This is a genomic window from Streptomyces sp. NPDC107522 (genome assembly GCF_055657525.1).
Map to the genome: position 1 here is coordinate 179,564 of NZ_JBVKAU010000001.1, position 16,068 is coordinate 195,631.

Consider the following 16,068-nt stretch of genomic DNA (forward strand, 5'->3'; position numbering starts at 1 on the left):
TTGTGGCCTATGAGGCCAGGCGCAGCGCGACATAGTCCTGGTGCCGACGCAGTACCGGGTCGTCATCGGCGGCGCCCGCGCTTGTGGCCCGTACGGTCGACAGGTGGGCTTCGTACTCCTGGCGCAGCCACTCGACGATCTCCGGTTCGGCATCGAGACCGGCGGCGAGCCGCGGCATCGCCTCGAGGGCCGGCCAAGGCGGACGGGTTGCGGGTGATCGCCGACGCGGCGGCGCAGGACGAGCAGCTGGTGAAGGACCTCGTCGCCGACGTCGTACTCCCTCGGGAACCGAGTTCCCGGAGCTGGTGCGCGAGGAGGTGCCCGACGGTGCCGACGGGCTCGTCGACACCGCGGGCCTCGCCGAGGTCGCCGCCCGCGCGGTGCGCGACGGCGGGAGGGTGACGACGTCGGTCGGCGGCGGCCCGGGGGTCGGTGAGCGCGGCATCATGATCCAGCACACGTTCGTGCCGCGGTACGCAACGGGACACGCCAAGCTCGACCGGCTCCGGCAACTGGCCGAGCGAGGCCGGCTCACCGCCCGGGTCGTCGTTCGGACCCTCCCGGCCGAGCAGGCCCTCGAAGCCCACCGGCTGCTGGAGGCGGGCGGCCTTCGGGGACGGCTGGTGCTCACCTTCTGAGCGAGGGTTCAGCGGTCACAGCCGCACCCTTCGCGCACGATCCCTTCGCGTACGAGGACATCCATCACCGGCGAGCGGGCGTGCGTGGAGTGCGCCGCGCATGTGCGCTGATCGTGGAGCGGCCGGATAATTGGCTCCGAAGGCGTTCGAAGACTGCGGCACGCAGGGTGAGGTGCCAGGGCAGGCCGCGTAGCGCCCAGTGGGAGCGACATTGATCCGCGTTCTTCTCGTCGAGAAAGCCCGCCTCATGCGGGGAGCCGTCGCCGCTCTGCTGTCTCGCGAAGAGGACATCGAAGTCGTCGCCGAAGCCGAAGGCGACGGTGAGGCCCTCGCGCGGGCACTGAGGTGCCGCCCCGACGTGGTCGTGATCGACGTCGACTCCAAGGAGGGCGAGGAGGTCGCCGCGCGGCGCGACCTGAGGGCGCGGCTGCCGGACTGCCGGATGCTGCTGCTGATGGCCTCGACGACACCCGAGCGGCTGCGCCGCATCCTCGACCTGCATGCAGCCGGGGTGATCAGCACGAACGCCCCGGCGGACCGCTTGGTCCACGGCGTCCGCAAGCTGGTCCGGGGGCAGCGGTTCATCGACCCGGAGTTCGCCCTGGTCGCGCTCGACGCGGGCGAGAACCCGCTGACCTCGCGGGACGTCGAGATCCTGCGCCTGACCGCCGACGGCACGCCCATACGCGAGATCGCCGAGCGGTTGTCCCTGTCCGTGGCCACGGTCCGCAACCATCTGTCGGCGATCACCAGGAAGACGGGCGGACGCAATCGGATCGACGCCATCAGGATCGCCAAGGAGTCGGGCTGGGTGTGACCGCCCGGACCGTCGGGGCCGTCCGGACCGTCCGGAACTGAGCGGCGAGCCGCAGGACCACCCGGACCGCGCCCCGTACCCGTCCCGTACGAGTGATCGACCCGACCGGGACCGGGAACGCGTTCGCCGCGCCCCAGTGGCCGACCAGGTCACGGTAGAGGGCCGAGCGGGCGGTCAGGTCCTCGTGGGTGCCGAGGCAGACCCGCGTACCGTCCATGACCAGGATCCGGTCGGCCCGCAGCGCCGAACTGATGCGGTGGGCGACGACGATCAGCGTGCCCGGACGGCGGGCGAACGCATCCTCGGCAACCGCCTCGGCGACGGGGTCGAGGTGGCAGGTCGCCTCGTCCAGCAGCGCCAGCCGCGGCGCCGGAAGCAGGGCCCGGGCCAGGGCGACGAGCTGGCGCTCCCCGGCCGAGAGGTCCCGTGGGTCCAGTTGTGCGTCGTAGCCGCCGAGACGCTCCACGAGCGGCGTCGCGCCCACGGCTCGCACCGCCGTCTCCACCTCCGCCTGGCCGGCGCCCGGTGCCAAGTAGGTGAGGTTCTCCTCCAGCGTGCCGGCGAAGACGTACGCCTCCTGCGGGATGAGCACACGATGCCGGGCCAGGTCGTCGCCGGCACCCAGGGCGAGGGCCGGCACGTCGTCGAGGCGCACCTGCCCCGCCTGCGGTTCGAGCACCCCCGCGATCAGTGCGGCGAGGGTCGACTTTCCGGCGCCGCTCGGCCCGACGACGGCGAGGTGCTCGCCCGGGCACAGGACGAGGTCCATGTCGCGGATCACCGGCTCCGCGGACTGGGCGTAAGCGAAGGTGAGACCGCGTGCCTCCACGCAGGCGCCGCCGGGGCGTACCGGCGTGTGCCACTTCGCGGAGCCGTTTCCGGCCTCAGCGGTGTCGGCGGCCCTGGCCGCGGCGGCCTCGGGTTCCGCCGTCTCGGCTCGGTCCGGCTCCGCCGTCCCGGCTCGGTCCGGCTCCGCCGCGATCTCGGCCATCCGGCCGACGGTGACCAGCAGCCACAGCCCGCTGCTGCCGAGTCCCTGGACGAAGCCCTGCAGGGCAGGTTGGAGGGCCTGCGACACATAGGTCACCGCCCCGAGAATCGCCCCGGCCGTCACCCCGTTGCGCACCAGCCAGGGTGCCGAGAGCAGGATCAGCAGGAGGGGGACCCAGCCGCTGACACCCAGCGCGGCGGTCCGTACGGCGGTGAGCCGCGCCAGCGACACGGTCGCCCGGGCCGCGGCGTCGACCTGCGCACCCGTCCCGGCCCGTACGCGGTCCTCGGCACCGCAGGCCACCACGTCCCGCAGTCCTCCGGTCAGGGCGCTCGTGCTCTCGGCGATGCGCTCGTCCGCCAGGATGACCTCCCGCTGCCGTGCGGCCATCGCCCGGAGCGAGGCGGCGAACAGGGCGAGGCCGATCAGCAGCGGAGGCAGGACGAGGGCGAGCAGCACGGGGTCGAGGCCGGCCAGGCCCACGGACACGCCCACGGTGGTGACCAGGAACCCCTGGACGAACAGCACGATCGCGCCGTAGGCGTCCCGGGCCCGTTCCACGTGCTCGGTGAGCCGGGCCACGCCGGCGGTGTCGGCCGGCGCGCCCAGCCGGGCGGACCGGTGCAGCGTGCCCGTGGTCACGAGGGTGACCAGTTCGTCCCGGAACGGTTCGATGAGCGAGGCCAGCCCCAGCGTGGCGTGCCGGGTGCCCCAGGCTCCGACGAGGAAGGCGCCCGCCAGCGCGGCCAGCCAGAGGAAGCCGGTGGCGGGCCGGTCGGCCAGGAAGCCGTGGTCGACGGCGCGGGCCACGATCCACCCGGAGAGGACGGCGGGCGCGGCCTGCACCAGTGACCAGGCCACGAGGCGGCCGTACTCCCGGCGTCGGCGGCTGAGCGAGGAGCGCAGAATCTGGACGGACCGCATCTTCACCGTGGGCCCCCCACTGTCTCGGCCGCGGTGAGGGAGGACGGCTGGAACGTGGCTCGGTACTCGGGATCCGCCCACAGCGCGCGATGCGATGCCCGGCCCCGGACTCCGCCGTCGGCCAGCCAGACCACGAGGTCCGCCCGTGCCGCCGTGGAGGCCCGGTGCGTCACGACGATCCGCGTCCGGTCGGCGAGCGCACCGGTCAGCACCTGGCTGATGTGGTGCTCGGTCACCGTGTCCAGGCTGGCGGCCACGTCGTCGAGCACGAGGACCCGTTCGGCCTGGACGAAGGCCCGGGCCAGCCCGACCCGCTGCGCCTCGCCGCCGGAGACCGGGGTGTCGGCGACGCGGCTCGCGTAGCCGGCCGGCATGTGGCGGATGAACGCGTCGGCCCGGGCCGCCGTGGCCTGCGCCAGCAACTCCTCGGCGGACGGCGTGCGCGGCCCGAACCCGATGGCGTCGGCGAAGGTCTCGCCGAGCAGCACCGGGCGCTCGAAGCCGTACGCCACCGCCCTCCTGATCTGCTCCCGGTCGAGGAGGCGCAGCGGCACGCCGTCGAGCAGCACCTCGCCTTCATCGGGGTCGACGAGGCGTCCCGCCAGCGCCGCCAGCAGCGACTTGCCGGCCCCGGACCGGCCCACGACGGCGACGAGAGCGCCGCCGGGGACGACCAGGCCGATGTCCTGGAGCACGGGCCGATCCGTCCCCTGGACGGTCACGTGCCGGAACTCCAGCCGTCCGGGGCCTTCAGGAAGGCGCTCGTGGCCGTACGCCACGGGCGGTTCGGCGAGCACCTCGGTGATCCGCCCGGCGGTCGTACGGGCCTGGGCCAGCTGGTTCAGCGACGACAGCACTCCGCCGATACCGGCCGCCATGACGACGTACTCGCTCGCGGCGAGCATGTCGCCGGGCGTGATCCTGCCCTGTGACAGTCCCAGGCCGGCCACCGCCAGCACGGCGACGATCAGCAGGGGGACGACCAGATCTCCGCGCGCCGAGACCCGTGCGATCGCGTCCCACGCGCCCATCCCGTGTCGACGCAGCTCGGGAAGGGGCGCGAGGACACGGCGTGTCTCGCGGTCCACGGTCCGGGCCGCGGTGATCGTCCGGATTCCGCCGAGAGCGTCGACGAGTCGTGCGGCGATGGTGCCCTGCACGCGGAAGTAGCCCTCGTTGGCGTCGGAGATGTCGCGCAGGAAGGCACGTACGAGGAGAACCACGAGCGGCATCCCGGCCAGGAAGGTGAGGCACAGCCAGGGGTCGATGAGCGCCAGGGCGACGATCGCGCCGATCGGAGGGACGAGACCCATGACGACCCACACCAGGCCCGACGCGCTGTTCCCGGTCCGGGCGGTGTTGCCGACCAGGCGGCTGACCAGGTCTCCCGGTGTGAACCTGCGGGTGGCCCGGGTGCCCAGCGCCAGCACATGCCCCAGCAGGGTGTGCCGCAGCCAGGCGGTCGACCGGGCCTCGGCGATCTGCCCGACGAGATCGTCCACGGCGTCGACGGCCACCAGGACGAAGATCAGCAAGCCGGTGAAGGTCATCCACCACGCCGCGTCGGCCCCGCTCAGTACGGCGTCGAGCGTGCGGCCCATGACGGCCGGCAGCGCGAGGGAGGCGCCGGTGAGCAGCAACGAGGTGACCACCGTGACGCCGACCCAGACACCGCCGCGCCGGGCCGACGCCAGCAGCAGGCGATCCGCCGCGCCAAGGGTCATGGCTCCTCCGGTCGTCCCGGTCGTCCCGGTCGTCCCGGTCGTACGGGACGGATCGTGCGGGATGGATTCGTCGGGAGGGGTTCGTGCGGTAGGGATTCGCGCGGTGGCGAAGGGAACGGCGTGGCGGGGACGCACGTGGCGTCCCCGCGTGGAACCGCTACTTGCCGCTGCAGAGCAGCAGGCTGAGGTTGCTTGCCCCTCCGTCACACAGTGTGATGCTGAAGTTGCTGTGCCTCTTCGGGGGCTTGCCACCGCCAGTAGCGACAGTGGGGTCCAGAGTCTGCAGTTCCAGGACTGTCATGGGTGTTCACCTCCCTCACTGACCTCGTGGGGACGGGGGTATGGGGCCGCGCGACGCGTTCCGCCGGTCGCTGGGGGCGAGGAACGGCAGTCGCACGGGGTTGTCGTGCAGCGCGGAGCCCACGGCGAGCAGGACGCCCGCGCTGCCGGTGGCCAGGTCGGTGGAGAGCCGCATCAGCTGATCGCCGGGGAACGCCAGGTGGCCCTGGTAGCTGAGCGCGTGCCGGGACAGACGGCGTATGTGCAGGGCGACCACGGGGTCCCGCTGTGCGGCCGTGCCCGGCGGATGCGGTCGGCTGAGGGAGAGGATCATCCCGGCCATCCCCTGGAAGAGCCCGGACTGGATGAAGAACCGGGCCGCGGTTGCCTTGCGGATCGCTGCGGCCGCGGTCTCGTGGAGGGCGGCGTCCGCGCGGTGGACGAGGTAGTCGTCGAGCACGAGGCCGATCCCCGCACTGCCGACTCCCAGGTACGGCAGGGTCCGCCAGCCCTCGTCGACTTCCATGGCCCCGCCTTCGCGCACGACACAGCGGTTCAGGTCCTGACGGAGCGCCCGGTCGGCCAGGTCGAGGAACTCCGGGTCGCCGGTGTACTCGTGCAGCCGCAGGAACATCAGGGCGGGCCCGGTCGCGCCGCGCAGCAGCCCGGCGGACGGGAAGGAGTCGTCGACCGGGAAAGCATCGTCCGCCGTCCCGTCGGCCGGTCCCAGCCGGTCGGCGACGATGCCCGCCACCGAGAAGGCCGCCTCCCGCAGCGCGGGGTCACCGGTGGCCGCGGCGAAGTGCTGAAGGTTCAGGCCGATGCCCGCCAGGCCGCCGTACAGGTCGGACCCCAGCTGCTGCCACTGCTCGCCCAGAGCCATGTCGAGGACCTTCATCGCCACGTCGCGGTGGCCGAGGTGGTCGAGCACGTAGGCGATGCCGTGCAGTCCGTCGTAGAAGCCGAGGCGCATCCCGGGCTCGGGGTGCAGTGCATGCCGGACGAGCCACTCCTCGTGGTCCGGGTGCCGGCCGACGCCGACCGCGTCCAGGGCGTACAGCACGCCCGCCGCGCCGTGCGCGATGCCCAGGCCCCCGCCCGGCGTGGCGAACTGCTCGACATCGCCCGGGAAGAGCCGGTCGTCACGGTCCGGTGTGGCGGCCGCCAGGATGCCCTCGGTCATGGACTCGCGGGTGCGTACCCAGCCTTCGTGGTCCGGTACCAGCCATCCGGGCGTGCCGGAGCCTGCCGAAGAGCCGCCGGCACCCTTGCCGTCGATCACTCGGACCGCCTCGTCGAAGTATCCGCGGGGAACCGGGAAGGTCCGCGCGATGTCGTCGGCGAACTGCCGTGCCTTTCCGGCGTCGAGCGGGAACAGGCCGGTGAGCGGCAGGAACAGGAAGAAGCGCAGGCAGGCCAGGGCGTAGCGGTCGATGTCGACACCGGTCCGGCCGCTCGGGACCACGAACCCGGGGGCGGCGAGGCGCTGATCCCGCCGGTCGGTCACGTCCGCCGCGCCCTCGAAGTCGATCAGCACCACCCGCCCGTCGGGGCGGACCAGCATGTTGTCGGCATGAAGATCGCCGATGATCATGCCCCTCCCGTGCACGGCGTCGACGGCGCGCTCGACCTTCTCCAGCATGTCGAGTACCCACGAGGTGTAGGCCTCGGTGTCCATGTCCTCGCTTTCCGGAAGGACCAGGGGACACCGGTCGACGAAGAGGCTGTTGAGCGTCGGCCCTTCCACGAACTCCTCGACCAGGAAGTGATGCTCACCCAGGACGAAGTGGTCGAGCAGAGCGGGCACGCAGTCGAGCCCGCGCAGCCGTTCGAGGGCTTCCCGCTCACGGCGTTGCCTGGTCACGGCGTCCGCGCCGTCCAGTGTGAGACCCGCGTACGGCCGGGCCTCCTTGAGCACGACCCGCCGTCCCGTCCGCGTGTCCTGGCCGGTGTAGAGCCCACCCCCGTTGGAGAAGTGCAGGGCGCCGTCGATGCGGTACGGCAGGTCGGCGACGGTCGTGCTGTTCCGTGCGGTGAGGTGGGGTTCGAGGAAAGAGGGCAGCGTCACCCAGTCCGGCATCCGGAACGCGGGTCCGCGCACATCGGGCACGAGCCGGCCGGACGCGTCCTCGATCGCCGGCACCAGCTCCCCGTCCGGGGACACACAGGTCCTGATGGCGAACCCTCCGTACCGGACGTACAGCGGACCGGATCCCCAGCGCAGATCACTGAGGACGTAGGGGCCCGGTCGGCCCGTCAGAACGGAGCCCAGCTCGTGGAGGACCATCGCGAGCTGGGCCTCGTCCACCGGATAGATCGTCACGAACTTGCCGCTGGATTCACGGGGGGCGTACTTCGCATTGGCCAGGAGCAGACTGTCCGCGCTGTGGAGGAACTTGAAGGCGATCCGGCGGGGGACGCAGTAGTCCCATACGGCGGCCAGGGTGTCCCCCGCGTCGTCGAGGCACGCCGATACGTGGATCTTCCAGCCCTGTGCGGGAAGGGCCACGCCCTCGGGGGTGAACACCACCCAGCTGCCGAGATCCGACCGCACCCACCCGTCCGGAGCCGGACAGAGGGCCAGTTCGAAGTCGTCGCCCTGCCCCTTCGCACGCGTGGGGGTGTCGTAGAAATCCGGGTCGATGAGGCAATAGGCCTCGTAGCGCATGTCCACGGGGGCTCCAGTGGTCCGAGGACCGTATTCGGAGTTCATGGGGAACGTTCACCCGGGATCACTACCGAGCATTGCAGACGCCGCCCGCCGCCGAATACCACCGTTTGTCCCGCATCTGTGGTGAGACTGTCTCCGCAGAACCGGGAGGACCGTCCCCGCACAGCCGGGAAGAACGAAGGCCCGTCCCCGTGAGCTTCTACCGTGGACACATGACCGCACCTCTGGATGTGCTGGTGGTGGGCGCGGGCCCCACGGGGCTCGCCCTCGCCGCGCAACTGCGCGCCCACAGCGGCAAGTTCCGCATCGTCGACCGCTCCCTCGACCGCGTACACGAGTCCCGGGCACTCGGCATCCAGCCCCGCACCCTGGAGGCCCTGGCGGGTTTCGGTGTCACCGACCGGCTGGTGGCCCGCGGCAACCCCGCGATGCAGCTGCGCCTGCACCTGGCCCGGCGCACGGTCTCGGTACCGCTGTTCGACATCGGGCTGCCCGACACCCCGTACCCCTTCCTGCTGTTCCTCGCGCAGGCCGAGACGGAGAGGGTCCTCGGCGAGCACCTGAGCGCGCGGGACGTGTCGGTCGAACGCGGCACCGAGGTGGTCGGGCTGGAGCGGCAGGGCCCGCACGTCGTGTGCCGGCTGCGGGGCCGGGACGGGGTGGAGGAAGTCGTCGAGGCGCGCTACGTCGTCGGCTGCGACGGCGCCCACAGCACCGTGCGTGACCGGGCGGGCATCGGCTTCGAGGGCTACGCCTACCCGCAGACGTACCTGCTCGCCGACCTGGAGGTGGACGGGCTGGAACCGGGCGCCGTGCACTCGTACATGACCGGGGCCGGGATGCTGTTCTTCTTCCCGCTGGGCTCGCCGGCGCCCTGGCGGATGCTCGCCATGCGGCCGTCCGACGCCCCGGACGGCGAGGTGACGGTGCCGCTGCTGCAACGGATCGCCGATCGGTACGGTGCAAAGGGGCTGGTCCTGCGGGATCCCGTCTGGATGACCGACTTCCGGCTCCACAACCGCGGTGCCGCCCGATACCGGTCGGGGCCCTTCTTCCTGGCGGGCGACGCGGCCCACATCCACAGTCCGGCCGGGGCGCAGGGCATGAACACCGGCATCCAGGACGCCCTCAACCTGGGCTGGAAGCTGGCCCTCGTGTGCCGGGGCGCCGCACCGGAGGACCTGCTGGACACGTACGGCATGGAGCGCGCTCCGGTCGGCCGGCACGTACGGCGGTTCACCGACCGCGCGTTCGTCGTCGGCACCAGCCCTCACCCCGTCCTGCGGTTCGCCCGAGCCCGACTCGTCCCGCGTCTGGCCCCGTTGGCGGTGCGCGCGACGGCACCCCGGGGGTGGGCCTTCCGCACCGTCTCCGAACTCGGCATCCACTACCGCCGCAGCCCCGCCTCGGCCACGGGCACCCGACCGCCCCGCCGCGGCCCCCGGGCCGGCGACCGGCTGCCCGACCGGCCGCGCGGGCTCCAGGAGCGGATCGCCGCCCCCGGCTGGCACCTGCTTCTGACCGGCCCGCCGGGCCTCTGGCCGGACCAGCGGCTCGCCCCCGTCCTGGCCGGACGGACCGACCTGATCACCGTGCACCGCCTCGACGACCGCGGTCCCTGGCCGGGCGTCGCCCAGGGACTCGTACGCCCGGACGGCCACCTCGGTTACGTCACGCGCGGTGCCGAGCTGGCGGGGCTGCGGGTGTACGCGGATCGCTGGCTGCCGAACGCGCCGACGGGGCAGGCGAGATGAACGGCGCCCGACGTTGATCCGTACGACTCTGCGTGGAGTCACACCGACGAACCAAGGCAAGCATCGCGACAGTCGGCGGTCTGGTCCTCCTGCTTCTGGCCACCGCCTGCGGCGCGGGTGAGGACAAGGGAACCGCCGCCAAGAGCACCCCGACGAACGTCTCCGCCACCGTGGCCGGCGTCGTGGCACCGGCGAAGGTCGAGGTCATCGCCGACCTGGCGGGCTGCGAGGTCAAGATCCGGACCGAGGCGGACGAACTGCGTGAGGGCGTCTGCCACTCGGAGAAGGGCGACTACCTCATCACCACGTTCCCGCAGGAGAAGTACAAACTGACCTGGCTGGACGCGGCCGCCGTGTACGGCGGCAAGTACCTCGTCGGCACCCGCTGGGTGGTCAGCGCGAAACCGAAGCTGCTGGAGCAGCTCCGGCCCCGACTGGGCGGAACCATCCAGGAGTTGCGGGGAACCTCCTGACGCGGACGGTCACTCGGCCGCGTCGCTGATCCCGAGCCGCAGATGCTCGACGTGGTACACGGCCTGGTCGAGCAGCTCGGCGACATGGTGGTCGTGCAGCGCGTACACCACCGACCGGCCGCGCCGTTCGCCCACCACCAGGCCGAGATTGCGCAGCAACCGCAGCTGGTGCGAGCAGGCGGACTGCTCCATGCCCACCTCCGCCGCCAACTCGGTGGCCGGCAGCGGCCCCTCGCGCAGGCGCGCCAGGATCAGCAGCCGGGACGGGGTGGAGAGGGCCTGGAGGGTGGTGGCCACCTTGGCGACGTTGGCCGCGTCCAGACGTACGCGCTCGGTGGCGTCCTGCGCGGCGGTGACGGCTCCATGACCCATGAGCGGTATCTTACCCATCGCACATGAACGCATGAATGTCTCTTCATGTATTGGCTTCGATGTCCTCAGTGATCCGCCGGACACCAGGACAGCCCAGGTTGATGTCGGATTCTCGCCAGCCCCGGCCCGGCAGGTGGTCGATGCTGGACGCATGCAGAAGGGGATGCACACCGACACCGAGCGCTGCGTGCGCGCCGTCCAGTCCAAGGACGCCCGCTTCGACGGCTGGTTCTTCACGGCGGTCGTCACGACCGGGATCTACTGCCGGCCCAGCTGCCCGGTGGTCGCTCCCAAGCCGCAGAACATGCGGTTCTATCCGAGCGCGGCCGCCTGCCAGCAGGCCGGCTTCCGGGCCTGCAAGCGCTGCCGCCCCGACACCAGCCCCGGCTCCCCGGAGTGGAACCAGCGGGCCGACCTCGTGGCCCGCGCGATGCGGCTGATCGCCGACGGCGTGGTCGACCGCGAGGGCGTGCCCGGCCTCGCCGCCCGCCTCGGCTACAGCACCCGGCAGATCGAACGCCAACTCCTCGCCGAACTGGGCGCGGGCCCGCTCGCCCTGGCCCGCGCCCAGCGCGCCCAGGCGGCCCGCCTCCTCATCGAGACGACGCCCCTGCCGATGGCGGACATCGCCTTCGCGGCCGGTTTCGCCTCCATCCGCACCTTCAACGACACCGTGCGCGAGGTCTTCGCCCTCTCCCCGACCGACCTGCGCGCCCGCGCGCCCCGCAGCAACCCCGGCACCACCGCCGGCGCCCTGACCCTGCGCCTGCCGTTCCGCGCCCCCCTCAACCCCGACAACCTCTTCGGCCACCTCGCGGCGACCGCCGTACCCGGGGTCGAGGAGTGGCGGGACGGCGCCTACCGGCGCACGCTCCGGCTGCCGTACGGCCACGGCATCGTGGCCCTCACCCCGCAGCCCGACCACATCGCCTGCCGCCTCACCCTCAGCGACCTGCGCGATCTGACCGTCGCGATCAGCCGCTGCCGCCGGATGCTCGACCTGGACGCCGATCCGGTCGCGATCGACGACCAGTTGCGCACCGATCCGCTCCTCGCACCCCTGGTCGACAAGACGCCCGGCCGCCGGGTTCCGCGCACGGTGGACGAGGCCGAGTTCGCCGTACGGGCGGTCCTCGGCCAGCAGGTCTCCACGGCAGCTGCCCGCACGCACGCCGCCCGTCTGGTCACCGCCCACGGCGAAAAGATCGACGACCCCGAGGGCGGCCTCACCCACCTCTTCCCGTCACCCGAAGCGCTGGCCTCCGTCGACCCGGAGTCACTGGCGATGCCCCGCACCCGCCGGACGACCTTCACCACACTGGTCCGCCAACTGGCCGACGGAACCCTCCACTTGGGGGTGGAGAGCGACTGGGAGGAGGCCCGCGCCCGCCTGCTCGCCCTCCCCGGCTTCGGCCCGTGGACGGTCGACGTCATCGCGATGCGCGCCCTCGGCGACCCCGACGCCTTCCTCCCGACCGACCTCGGCATCCGGCGCGCGGCTGGGGAGCTGGGCCTGCCTTCCACGCCCGCCGCGCTGACGGCACGCGCGTCGGCCTGGCGCCCCTGGCGGGCGTACGCCGTCCAGTACCTGTGGGCGACGGACAGCCACCCGATCAACTTCCTTCCAGTCTGAGGAGCTTCCATGCGCCGGCACACCGTCATCGACAGTCCGTACGGCCCCCTGACCCTCGTCGCCGAGGACGGCGTCCTGTGCGGTCTCTACATGACCGACCAACGCCACCGCCCACCCGAGGAAACCTTCGGCGCCCGCGACGAGTCCTCCTTCGCGGAGGCGGAGGACCAGCTGGAGGCCTATTTCGCAGGCGAGCTGAAGGAGTTCACCCTCGAACTGCGCCTGCACGGAACGCCGTTCCAGCGCAGCGTCTGGGACCAGCTCCGCAAGATCCCGTACGGCGAGACCCGCTCCTACGGCGACCTGGCCGACGCCCTCGGCAACCCCACCGCCTCCCGAGCCGTGGGCCTCGCCAACGGCAGGAACCCGATCGGCATCATCGTCCCCTGCCACCGCGTCGTCGGCGCGAACGGCAGCCTCACCGGATACGGCGGCGGCCTGGACCGCAAGCAGCGCCTGCTGGACTTCGAGAGCGGAACGGCACTGTTCTGAGCCTGATGGCTCAGCCGGCCCGCTCCGCCGCCCCGCGCTCCACGCAGAACTCATTGCCCTCCGGATCGGAGAGGACCGCCCAGCCCGTGCCGTCCGGGTTGCGGCGGTCGTCCACCAGGGTGGCGCCGAGGGCGAGGAGCCGCTCGACCTCCTCGTCCCGGGTGCGGTCCTGCGGCTGGAGGTCCAGGTGCACCCGGTTCTTGACGGTCTTGGGCTCCGGGACGGTGACGAACAGGAGACCCGCGCCCTCGATCAGGGCGTCCTCGTCTCCTGGCTTGTCGTCCGGGTGCACGGGCAGGCCCAGCACCTGGGACCAGAAGCCGGCGAGCCGATAGGCGTCGGCGGAGTCGATCGTCACATGGCGAATCGCAGAAGTCATGGAACGGATTCTGATCCACTCACCGAGCCCGCGCAGCAGACTTTTCTACCCACCGAGCCCGCGCAGCAGCTTCGGCAGCGCGGTGCCGATCGGCTCCCGGATCACCTCGTCCGCGAGTTCGTCGTACGGCGTCGGCTCGGCGTTGACGATGATCAGCCGGGCGCCGTGGTCGGCGGCGACGCCCGCGAGCCCGGCGGCGGGCTGCACCTGCAGGCTGCTGCCGACGGCGATGAACACCTGGCACGCCTTGCTGATCGCGACCGCCTCACCGAGGACCACCGGATCGAGCCGTTCGCCGAACATCACCGTCGCCGACTTCAGGATCCCACCGCACTCCAGGCAGGGCGGATCCTCCTCACCGGCCGCCACGCGGGCGAGGGCGTCCTCCATCGGCCCGCGCGCGTGACAGTTCGTGCAGAGGACACTGCGCGCGCTGCCGTGCAGTTCGAGCACCTTGCGGGCGGGCATCCCGGCGAGCTGGTGCAGCCCGTCCACGTTCTGCGTGATCACCCGCACCGGCACGCCCGACCGCTCCAGCTCGGCGACGGCGAGGTGCGCCGCGTTCGGCTCGGCCTTCAGCGTGCGGTTCTTCCGCCGCATCTGCCACGAGCGCCGCCGGATCTCCGGATCGCCCATGTAGTACTCGTAGGTCACGAGCTTCTCGGCCTCCGGGTCCCGCCGCCACAGTCCGTTCGGCCCGCGGTAGTCGGGGATACCGGAGTCGGTGGAGATACCGGCGCCGGTGAGGAGGGCGACGAGGGGCTTGGTCATGTTGCCGAGGGTAGGACGGGCGCTGCGGGGGCGGCGAGTGGATATTCGAACGGCCGATGGAGTGCTAGCGTCCCCGCATGGCCAAGGTCAGCGTGTCGCTCGATGCCGAACTCGTCGTGGAAGTCATGGTTCTCGCGGGGGTGGGCAATCCTCAGGACGCCGTCGAACTCGTCGTACGCGACTACATCGAGCGCGGTCACCGCACCGAGGCCCGGGTCGCCGAACGCGACGAGGCGCTGCGCGTGACCGACGTGAAGCCGCGGGACGTCGAGGGCTGAGCACACGCGTCCGGGCCGGCCCGGTCAACCCACCCGGTGGCCGTTCTCCAGCTCCACCGTCCCCCCGCCGTCCGCCAGCACCTCCAGCGCGGCCAGCACCCGGCGGCCGAGGGAGCCGGGCAGGTACTCCGCCACGTCCTGTGGGGCCACGACCCGCCAGGACAGCAGCTCCTCCTCCTGCAGCCGGATCGCCTTGAAGTCGTCCTCGCCGAGGACCCCGCCGTCGTACAGATACGCCACCAGCGGGGGCCGCCCCGTCCCGTGCACCCAGTCCACCGCGAGCAGCCGGCCGAGCTCCCGGTCCAGGCCGATCTCCTCGGCCGTCTCACGGCGCGCGCCCTGCCGCGGGGTCTCGCCGTCGTCGGACTCGATCGTGCCGCCCGGAAGCGCCCAGCCCTCACGGTAGTTGGGCTCCACGAGCAGCACGCGGCCCTCCTCGTCCCGGAAGAGGGCGGCGGCACCGGCGAGAACACGGGGGAGACCCGCGATATACGTGGCGAAGTCCTGCGTGGTGGTCATTGGGGAAGGGTAACCAGCCCGCACAGCCGCGCACCGGCCTCACGCCCCGCGCAGGGAGGCGTCCCCCCGGCGCACCGTCGCCCGGACCTCCGCCGCTGCCTGCGACTCCGCCTCGGCCAGCCGCACCGTCCGCTCCGCCAGCTCGCTGATCCGCACCCCGTCGAACCCGAAGACCGCACTGCGGACCGTGTCCTCCAGCGGCTCGGTCCACTGGTCCGGGATCGCCGCCGCCCCCGTCAGCACCCCCGCGACCGAACCGGCGGTCGCCCCGTTGGAGTCGGTGTCCAGGCCGCCGCGGACGGTGAGCGTGATGGTGCGGGTGAAGTCACCGTCGCCGTACAGGAGCCCGGCGGTGAGCACGGCGGCGTTCGGGATGGTGTGGATCCAGCCGAGCCCCACGGTCTCCTCGGTGAGGGTGGTGAGCGTGTCCTCCCAGGTCATCCGGGTGTCGTGGAGCGAGACGACCCGGCGTACGGTGCGGGCGAGGCGGCTGCTCGCCGGGATGACCGCGAGCGCCTGGTCGACGGCCTCGCGGATCGTGGACGCCGTGAACGCCGCCGAGATCAGCGCCGCCGCCCACATCGCGCCGTACACGCCGTTGCCGGTGTGCGACAGCACCGCGTCCCGGCGGGCCAGGGAGGCGGCGCGGCGCGGGGCGCCCGGGCAGGTCCAGCCGTAGATGTCGGCGCGGATGAGGGCGCCGATCCACTCCTGGTACGGGTTGTCGTACGTCGCGGTGAGTGGCGGTTTCAGACCGTTCGCGAGGTTGCGGTACGCGGCCCGCTCCGCCGTGAAGGTCTGCAGGTACGGCAGCCGCAGCAGCCACAGGTCCCCGACCTGCTCGGTGCTGAAGCCGAAGCCGTGCGTCTCCAGCAGGTCCAGGCCGAGAATCGCGTAGTCGACGTCGTCGTCGCGGCAGCTGCCGTGGATCCGGCCGCGTACGCACTGGCGCCACTCGGGGCGCAGCTCGAAGCCGTCGCTCTCGCTGATCGGCTCGGGGAGATAGTCGGTGAGAGGCAGGGCGGCGGCCTGCCGCAGATAGCGGTCGATACGGTCCCGCGTCCACAGGTCGCCCTGCTCGACCGGCTTGCCGAGCATGTTGCCCGCGATCCGGCCCAGCCAGCCCCCGAGAATGCGGTCGGCGAGCTCTGGCTCAGTGCCCACAGGGGTCATAGGACCGGTTTACCCAATTCCGGGGGCGTTCGCGCGGGGTTCGGCCGTCTGCACAGGGGGCGCGCAGGACGTCCGTGGGGCGCGCGTACGGCGTTCTCAGGGTCCGGGCAGCGCATGACGGCAGGGGCGTCCTCCGGTTAAGGTCGCAGCGGCGCGACTGGCCCCGACGTGTACGGGGCC

At 72.2% G+C, this 16,068-nt stretch carries 17 protein-coding genes; 7 read left to right on the plus strand and 10 right to left on the minus strand.

Annotation, left to right across the window (positions count from 1 at the left end):
- Window positions 1–7: 7 nt before the first annotated feature.
- Window positions 8–178 (minus strand): hypothetical protein, encoded by a 171-nt coding sequence (locus tag ACZ7L6_RS00765; RefSeq protein WP_471919774.1) that lies wholly within the window; start codon window positions 176–178, stop codon window positions 8–10.
- A gap of 127 nt (window positions 179–305) precedes the next feature.
- On the opposite strand from ACZ7L6_RS00765, the gene ACZ7L6_RS00770 reads away from it, so the two are divergent.
- Both ACZ7L6_RS00770 and ACZ7L6_RS00775 read left to right on the plus strand, forming a co-directional pair.
- Window positions 306–638: a zinc-binding dehydrogenase gene (locus ACZ7L6_RS00770; RefSeq protein WP_471919775.1), complete on the plus strand. Its 333-nt coding sequence runs from the start codon at window positions 306–308 to the stop codon at window positions 636–638.
- Window positions 639–849: 211 nt separating this feature from the next.
- A complete protein-coding gene (locus ACZ7L6_RS00775) occupies window positions 850–1,455 on the plus strand; it encodes a response regulator transcription factor (protein ID WP_471919776.1) in 606 nt (201 codons plus the stop codon).
- On the opposite strand, the gene ACZ7L6_RS00780 is transcribed toward ACZ7L6_RS00775, so the two are convergent.
- The 4 genes from ACZ7L6_RS00780 to lanKC form a co-directional block, all read right to left on the minus strand.
- Window positions 1,424–3,370 carry an ATP-binding cassette domain-containing protein gene (locus ACZ7L6_RS00780; protein ID WP_471920576.1) on the minus strand — a complete coding sequence of 649 codons (1,947 nt, stop codon included), beginning with the start codon at window positions 3,368–3,370 and terminating at the stop codon, window positions 1,424–1,426. The genes ACZ7L6_RS00775 and ACZ7L6_RS00780 overlap by 32 nt on opposite strands.
- A gap of 2 nt (window positions 3,371–3,372) precedes the next feature.
- Window positions 3,373–5,094 carry an ABC transporter ATP-binding protein gene (locus ACZ7L6_RS00785; RefSeq protein WP_471919777.1) on the minus strand — a complete coding sequence of 574 codons (1,722 nt, stop codon included), beginning with the start codon at window positions 5,092–5,094 and terminating at the stop codon, window positions 3,373–3,375.
- A gap of 157 nt (window positions 5,095–5,251) precedes the next feature.
- Window positions 5,252–5,395 (minus strand): SapB/AmfS family lanthipeptide, encoded by a 144-nt coding sequence (locus ACZ7L6_RS00790; RefSeq protein ID WP_471919778.1) that lies wholly within the window; start codon window positions 5,393–5,395, stop codon window positions 5,252–5,254.
- 15 nt (window positions 5,396–5,410) lie between these two features.
- Window positions 5,411–8,041 (minus strand): class III lanthionine synthetase LanKC, encoded by a 2,631-nt coding sequence (gene lanKC, locus ACZ7L6_RS00795; protein ID WP_471920577.1) that lies wholly within the window; start codon window positions 8,039–8,041, stop codon window positions 5,411–5,413.
- A 215-nt stretch (window positions 8,042–8,256) separates the two neighbouring features.
- Here lanKC and ACZ7L6_RS00800 point away from each other — a divergent pair, with 215 nt between their 5' ends.
- Together ACZ7L6_RS00800 and ACZ7L6_RS00805 are read left to right on the plus strand one after the other, a co-directional pair.
- The gene (locus ACZ7L6_RS00800) at window positions 8,257–9,798 is read left to right on the plus strand and encodes an FAD-dependent monooxygenase (protein WP_471919779.1); all 1,542 of its coding nucleotides are present in this window, start codon (window positions 8,257–8,259) and stop codon (window positions 9,796–9,798) included.
- Between the two features lie 32 nt (window positions 9,799–9,830).
- Window positions 9,831–10,271, plus strand: coding sequence for a hypothetical protein (locus tag ACZ7L6_RS00805; protein ID WP_471919780.1), 441 nt, complete (start codon window positions 9,831–9,833; stop codon window positions 10,269–10,271).
- A gap of 9 nt (window positions 10,272–10,280) precedes the next feature.
- Here the strand turns inward: ACZ7L6_RS00805 and ACZ7L6_RS00810 are convergent, their stop codons facing one another.
- Window positions 10,281–10,643 carry an ArsR/SmtB family transcription factor gene (locus ACZ7L6_RS00810; RefSeq protein ID WP_471919781.1) on the minus strand — a complete coding sequence of 121 codons (363 nt, stop codon included), beginning with the start codon at window positions 10,641–10,643 and terminating at the stop codon, window positions 10,281–10,283.
- A 151-nt stretch (window positions 10,644–10,794) separates the two neighbouring features.
- Between ACZ7L6_RS00810 and ACZ7L6_RS00815 the strand changes: the two genes are divergently transcribed.
- Together ACZ7L6_RS00815 and ACZ7L6_RS00820 are read left to right on the plus strand one after the other, a co-directional pair.
- Window positions 10,795–12,276: a DNA-3-methyladenine glycosylase 2 family protein gene (locus tag ACZ7L6_RS00815; RefSeq protein ID WP_471919782.1), complete on the plus strand. Its 1,482-nt coding sequence runs from the start codon at window positions 10,795–10,797 to the stop codon at window positions 12,274–12,276.
- A 9-nt stretch (window positions 12,277–12,285) separates the two neighbouring features.
- On the plus strand, window positions 12,286–12,768 hold the full coding sequence (locus tag ACZ7L6_RS00820; RefSeq protein ID WP_471919783.1) for a methylated-DNA--[protein]-cysteine S-methyltransferase: 483 nt from the start codon (window positions 12,286–12,288) through the stop codon (window positions 12,766–12,768).
- 10 nt (window positions 12,769–12,778) lie between these two features.
- On the opposite strand, the gene ACZ7L6_RS00825 is transcribed toward ACZ7L6_RS00820, so the two are convergent.
- Both ACZ7L6_RS00825 and ACZ7L6_RS00830 read right to left on the minus strand, forming a co-directional pair.
- The gene (locus ACZ7L6_RS00825) at window positions 12,779–13,147 is read right to left on the minus strand and encodes a VOC family protein (RefSeq protein WP_471919784.1); all 369 of its coding nucleotides are present in this window, start codon (window positions 13,145–13,147) and stop codon (window positions 12,779–12,781) included.
- Window positions 13,148–13,192: 45 nt separating this feature from the next.
- Window positions 13,193–13,918, minus strand: coding sequence for an SIR2 family NAD-dependent protein deacylase (locus ACZ7L6_RS00830; protein WP_471919785.1), 726 nt, complete (start codon window positions 13,916–13,918; stop codon window positions 13,193–13,195).
- A 77-nt stretch (window positions 13,919–13,995) separates the two neighbouring features.
- On the opposite strand from ACZ7L6_RS00830, the gene ACZ7L6_RS00835 reads away from it, so the two are divergent.
- Entirely contained in the window at window positions 13,996–14,196 is a 201-nt protein-coding gene (locus tag ACZ7L6_RS00835) for a DUF2191 domain-containing protein (RefSeq protein ID WP_471919786.1), read from the plus strand.
- A gap of 24 nt (window positions 14,197–14,220) precedes the next feature.
- Here ACZ7L6_RS00835 and ACZ7L6_RS00840 read toward each other — a convergent pair whose 3' ends face one another.
- The gene (locus tag ACZ7L6_RS00840; RefSeq protein WP_471919787.1) at window positions 14,221–14,715 is read right to left on the minus strand and encodes an NUDIX domain-containing protein; all 495 of its coding nucleotides are present in this window, start codon (window positions 14,713–14,715) and stop codon (window positions 14,221–14,223) included.
- A 39-nt stretch (window positions 14,716–14,754) separates the two neighbouring features.
- Window positions 14,755–15,888 (minus strand): ADP-ribosylglycohydrolase family protein, encoded by a 1,134-nt coding sequence (locus ACZ7L6_RS00845; RefSeq protein WP_471919788.1) that lies wholly within the window; start codon window positions 15,886–15,888, stop codon window positions 14,755–14,757.
- Between the last annotated feature and the right edge of the window lie 180 nt (window positions 15,889–16,068).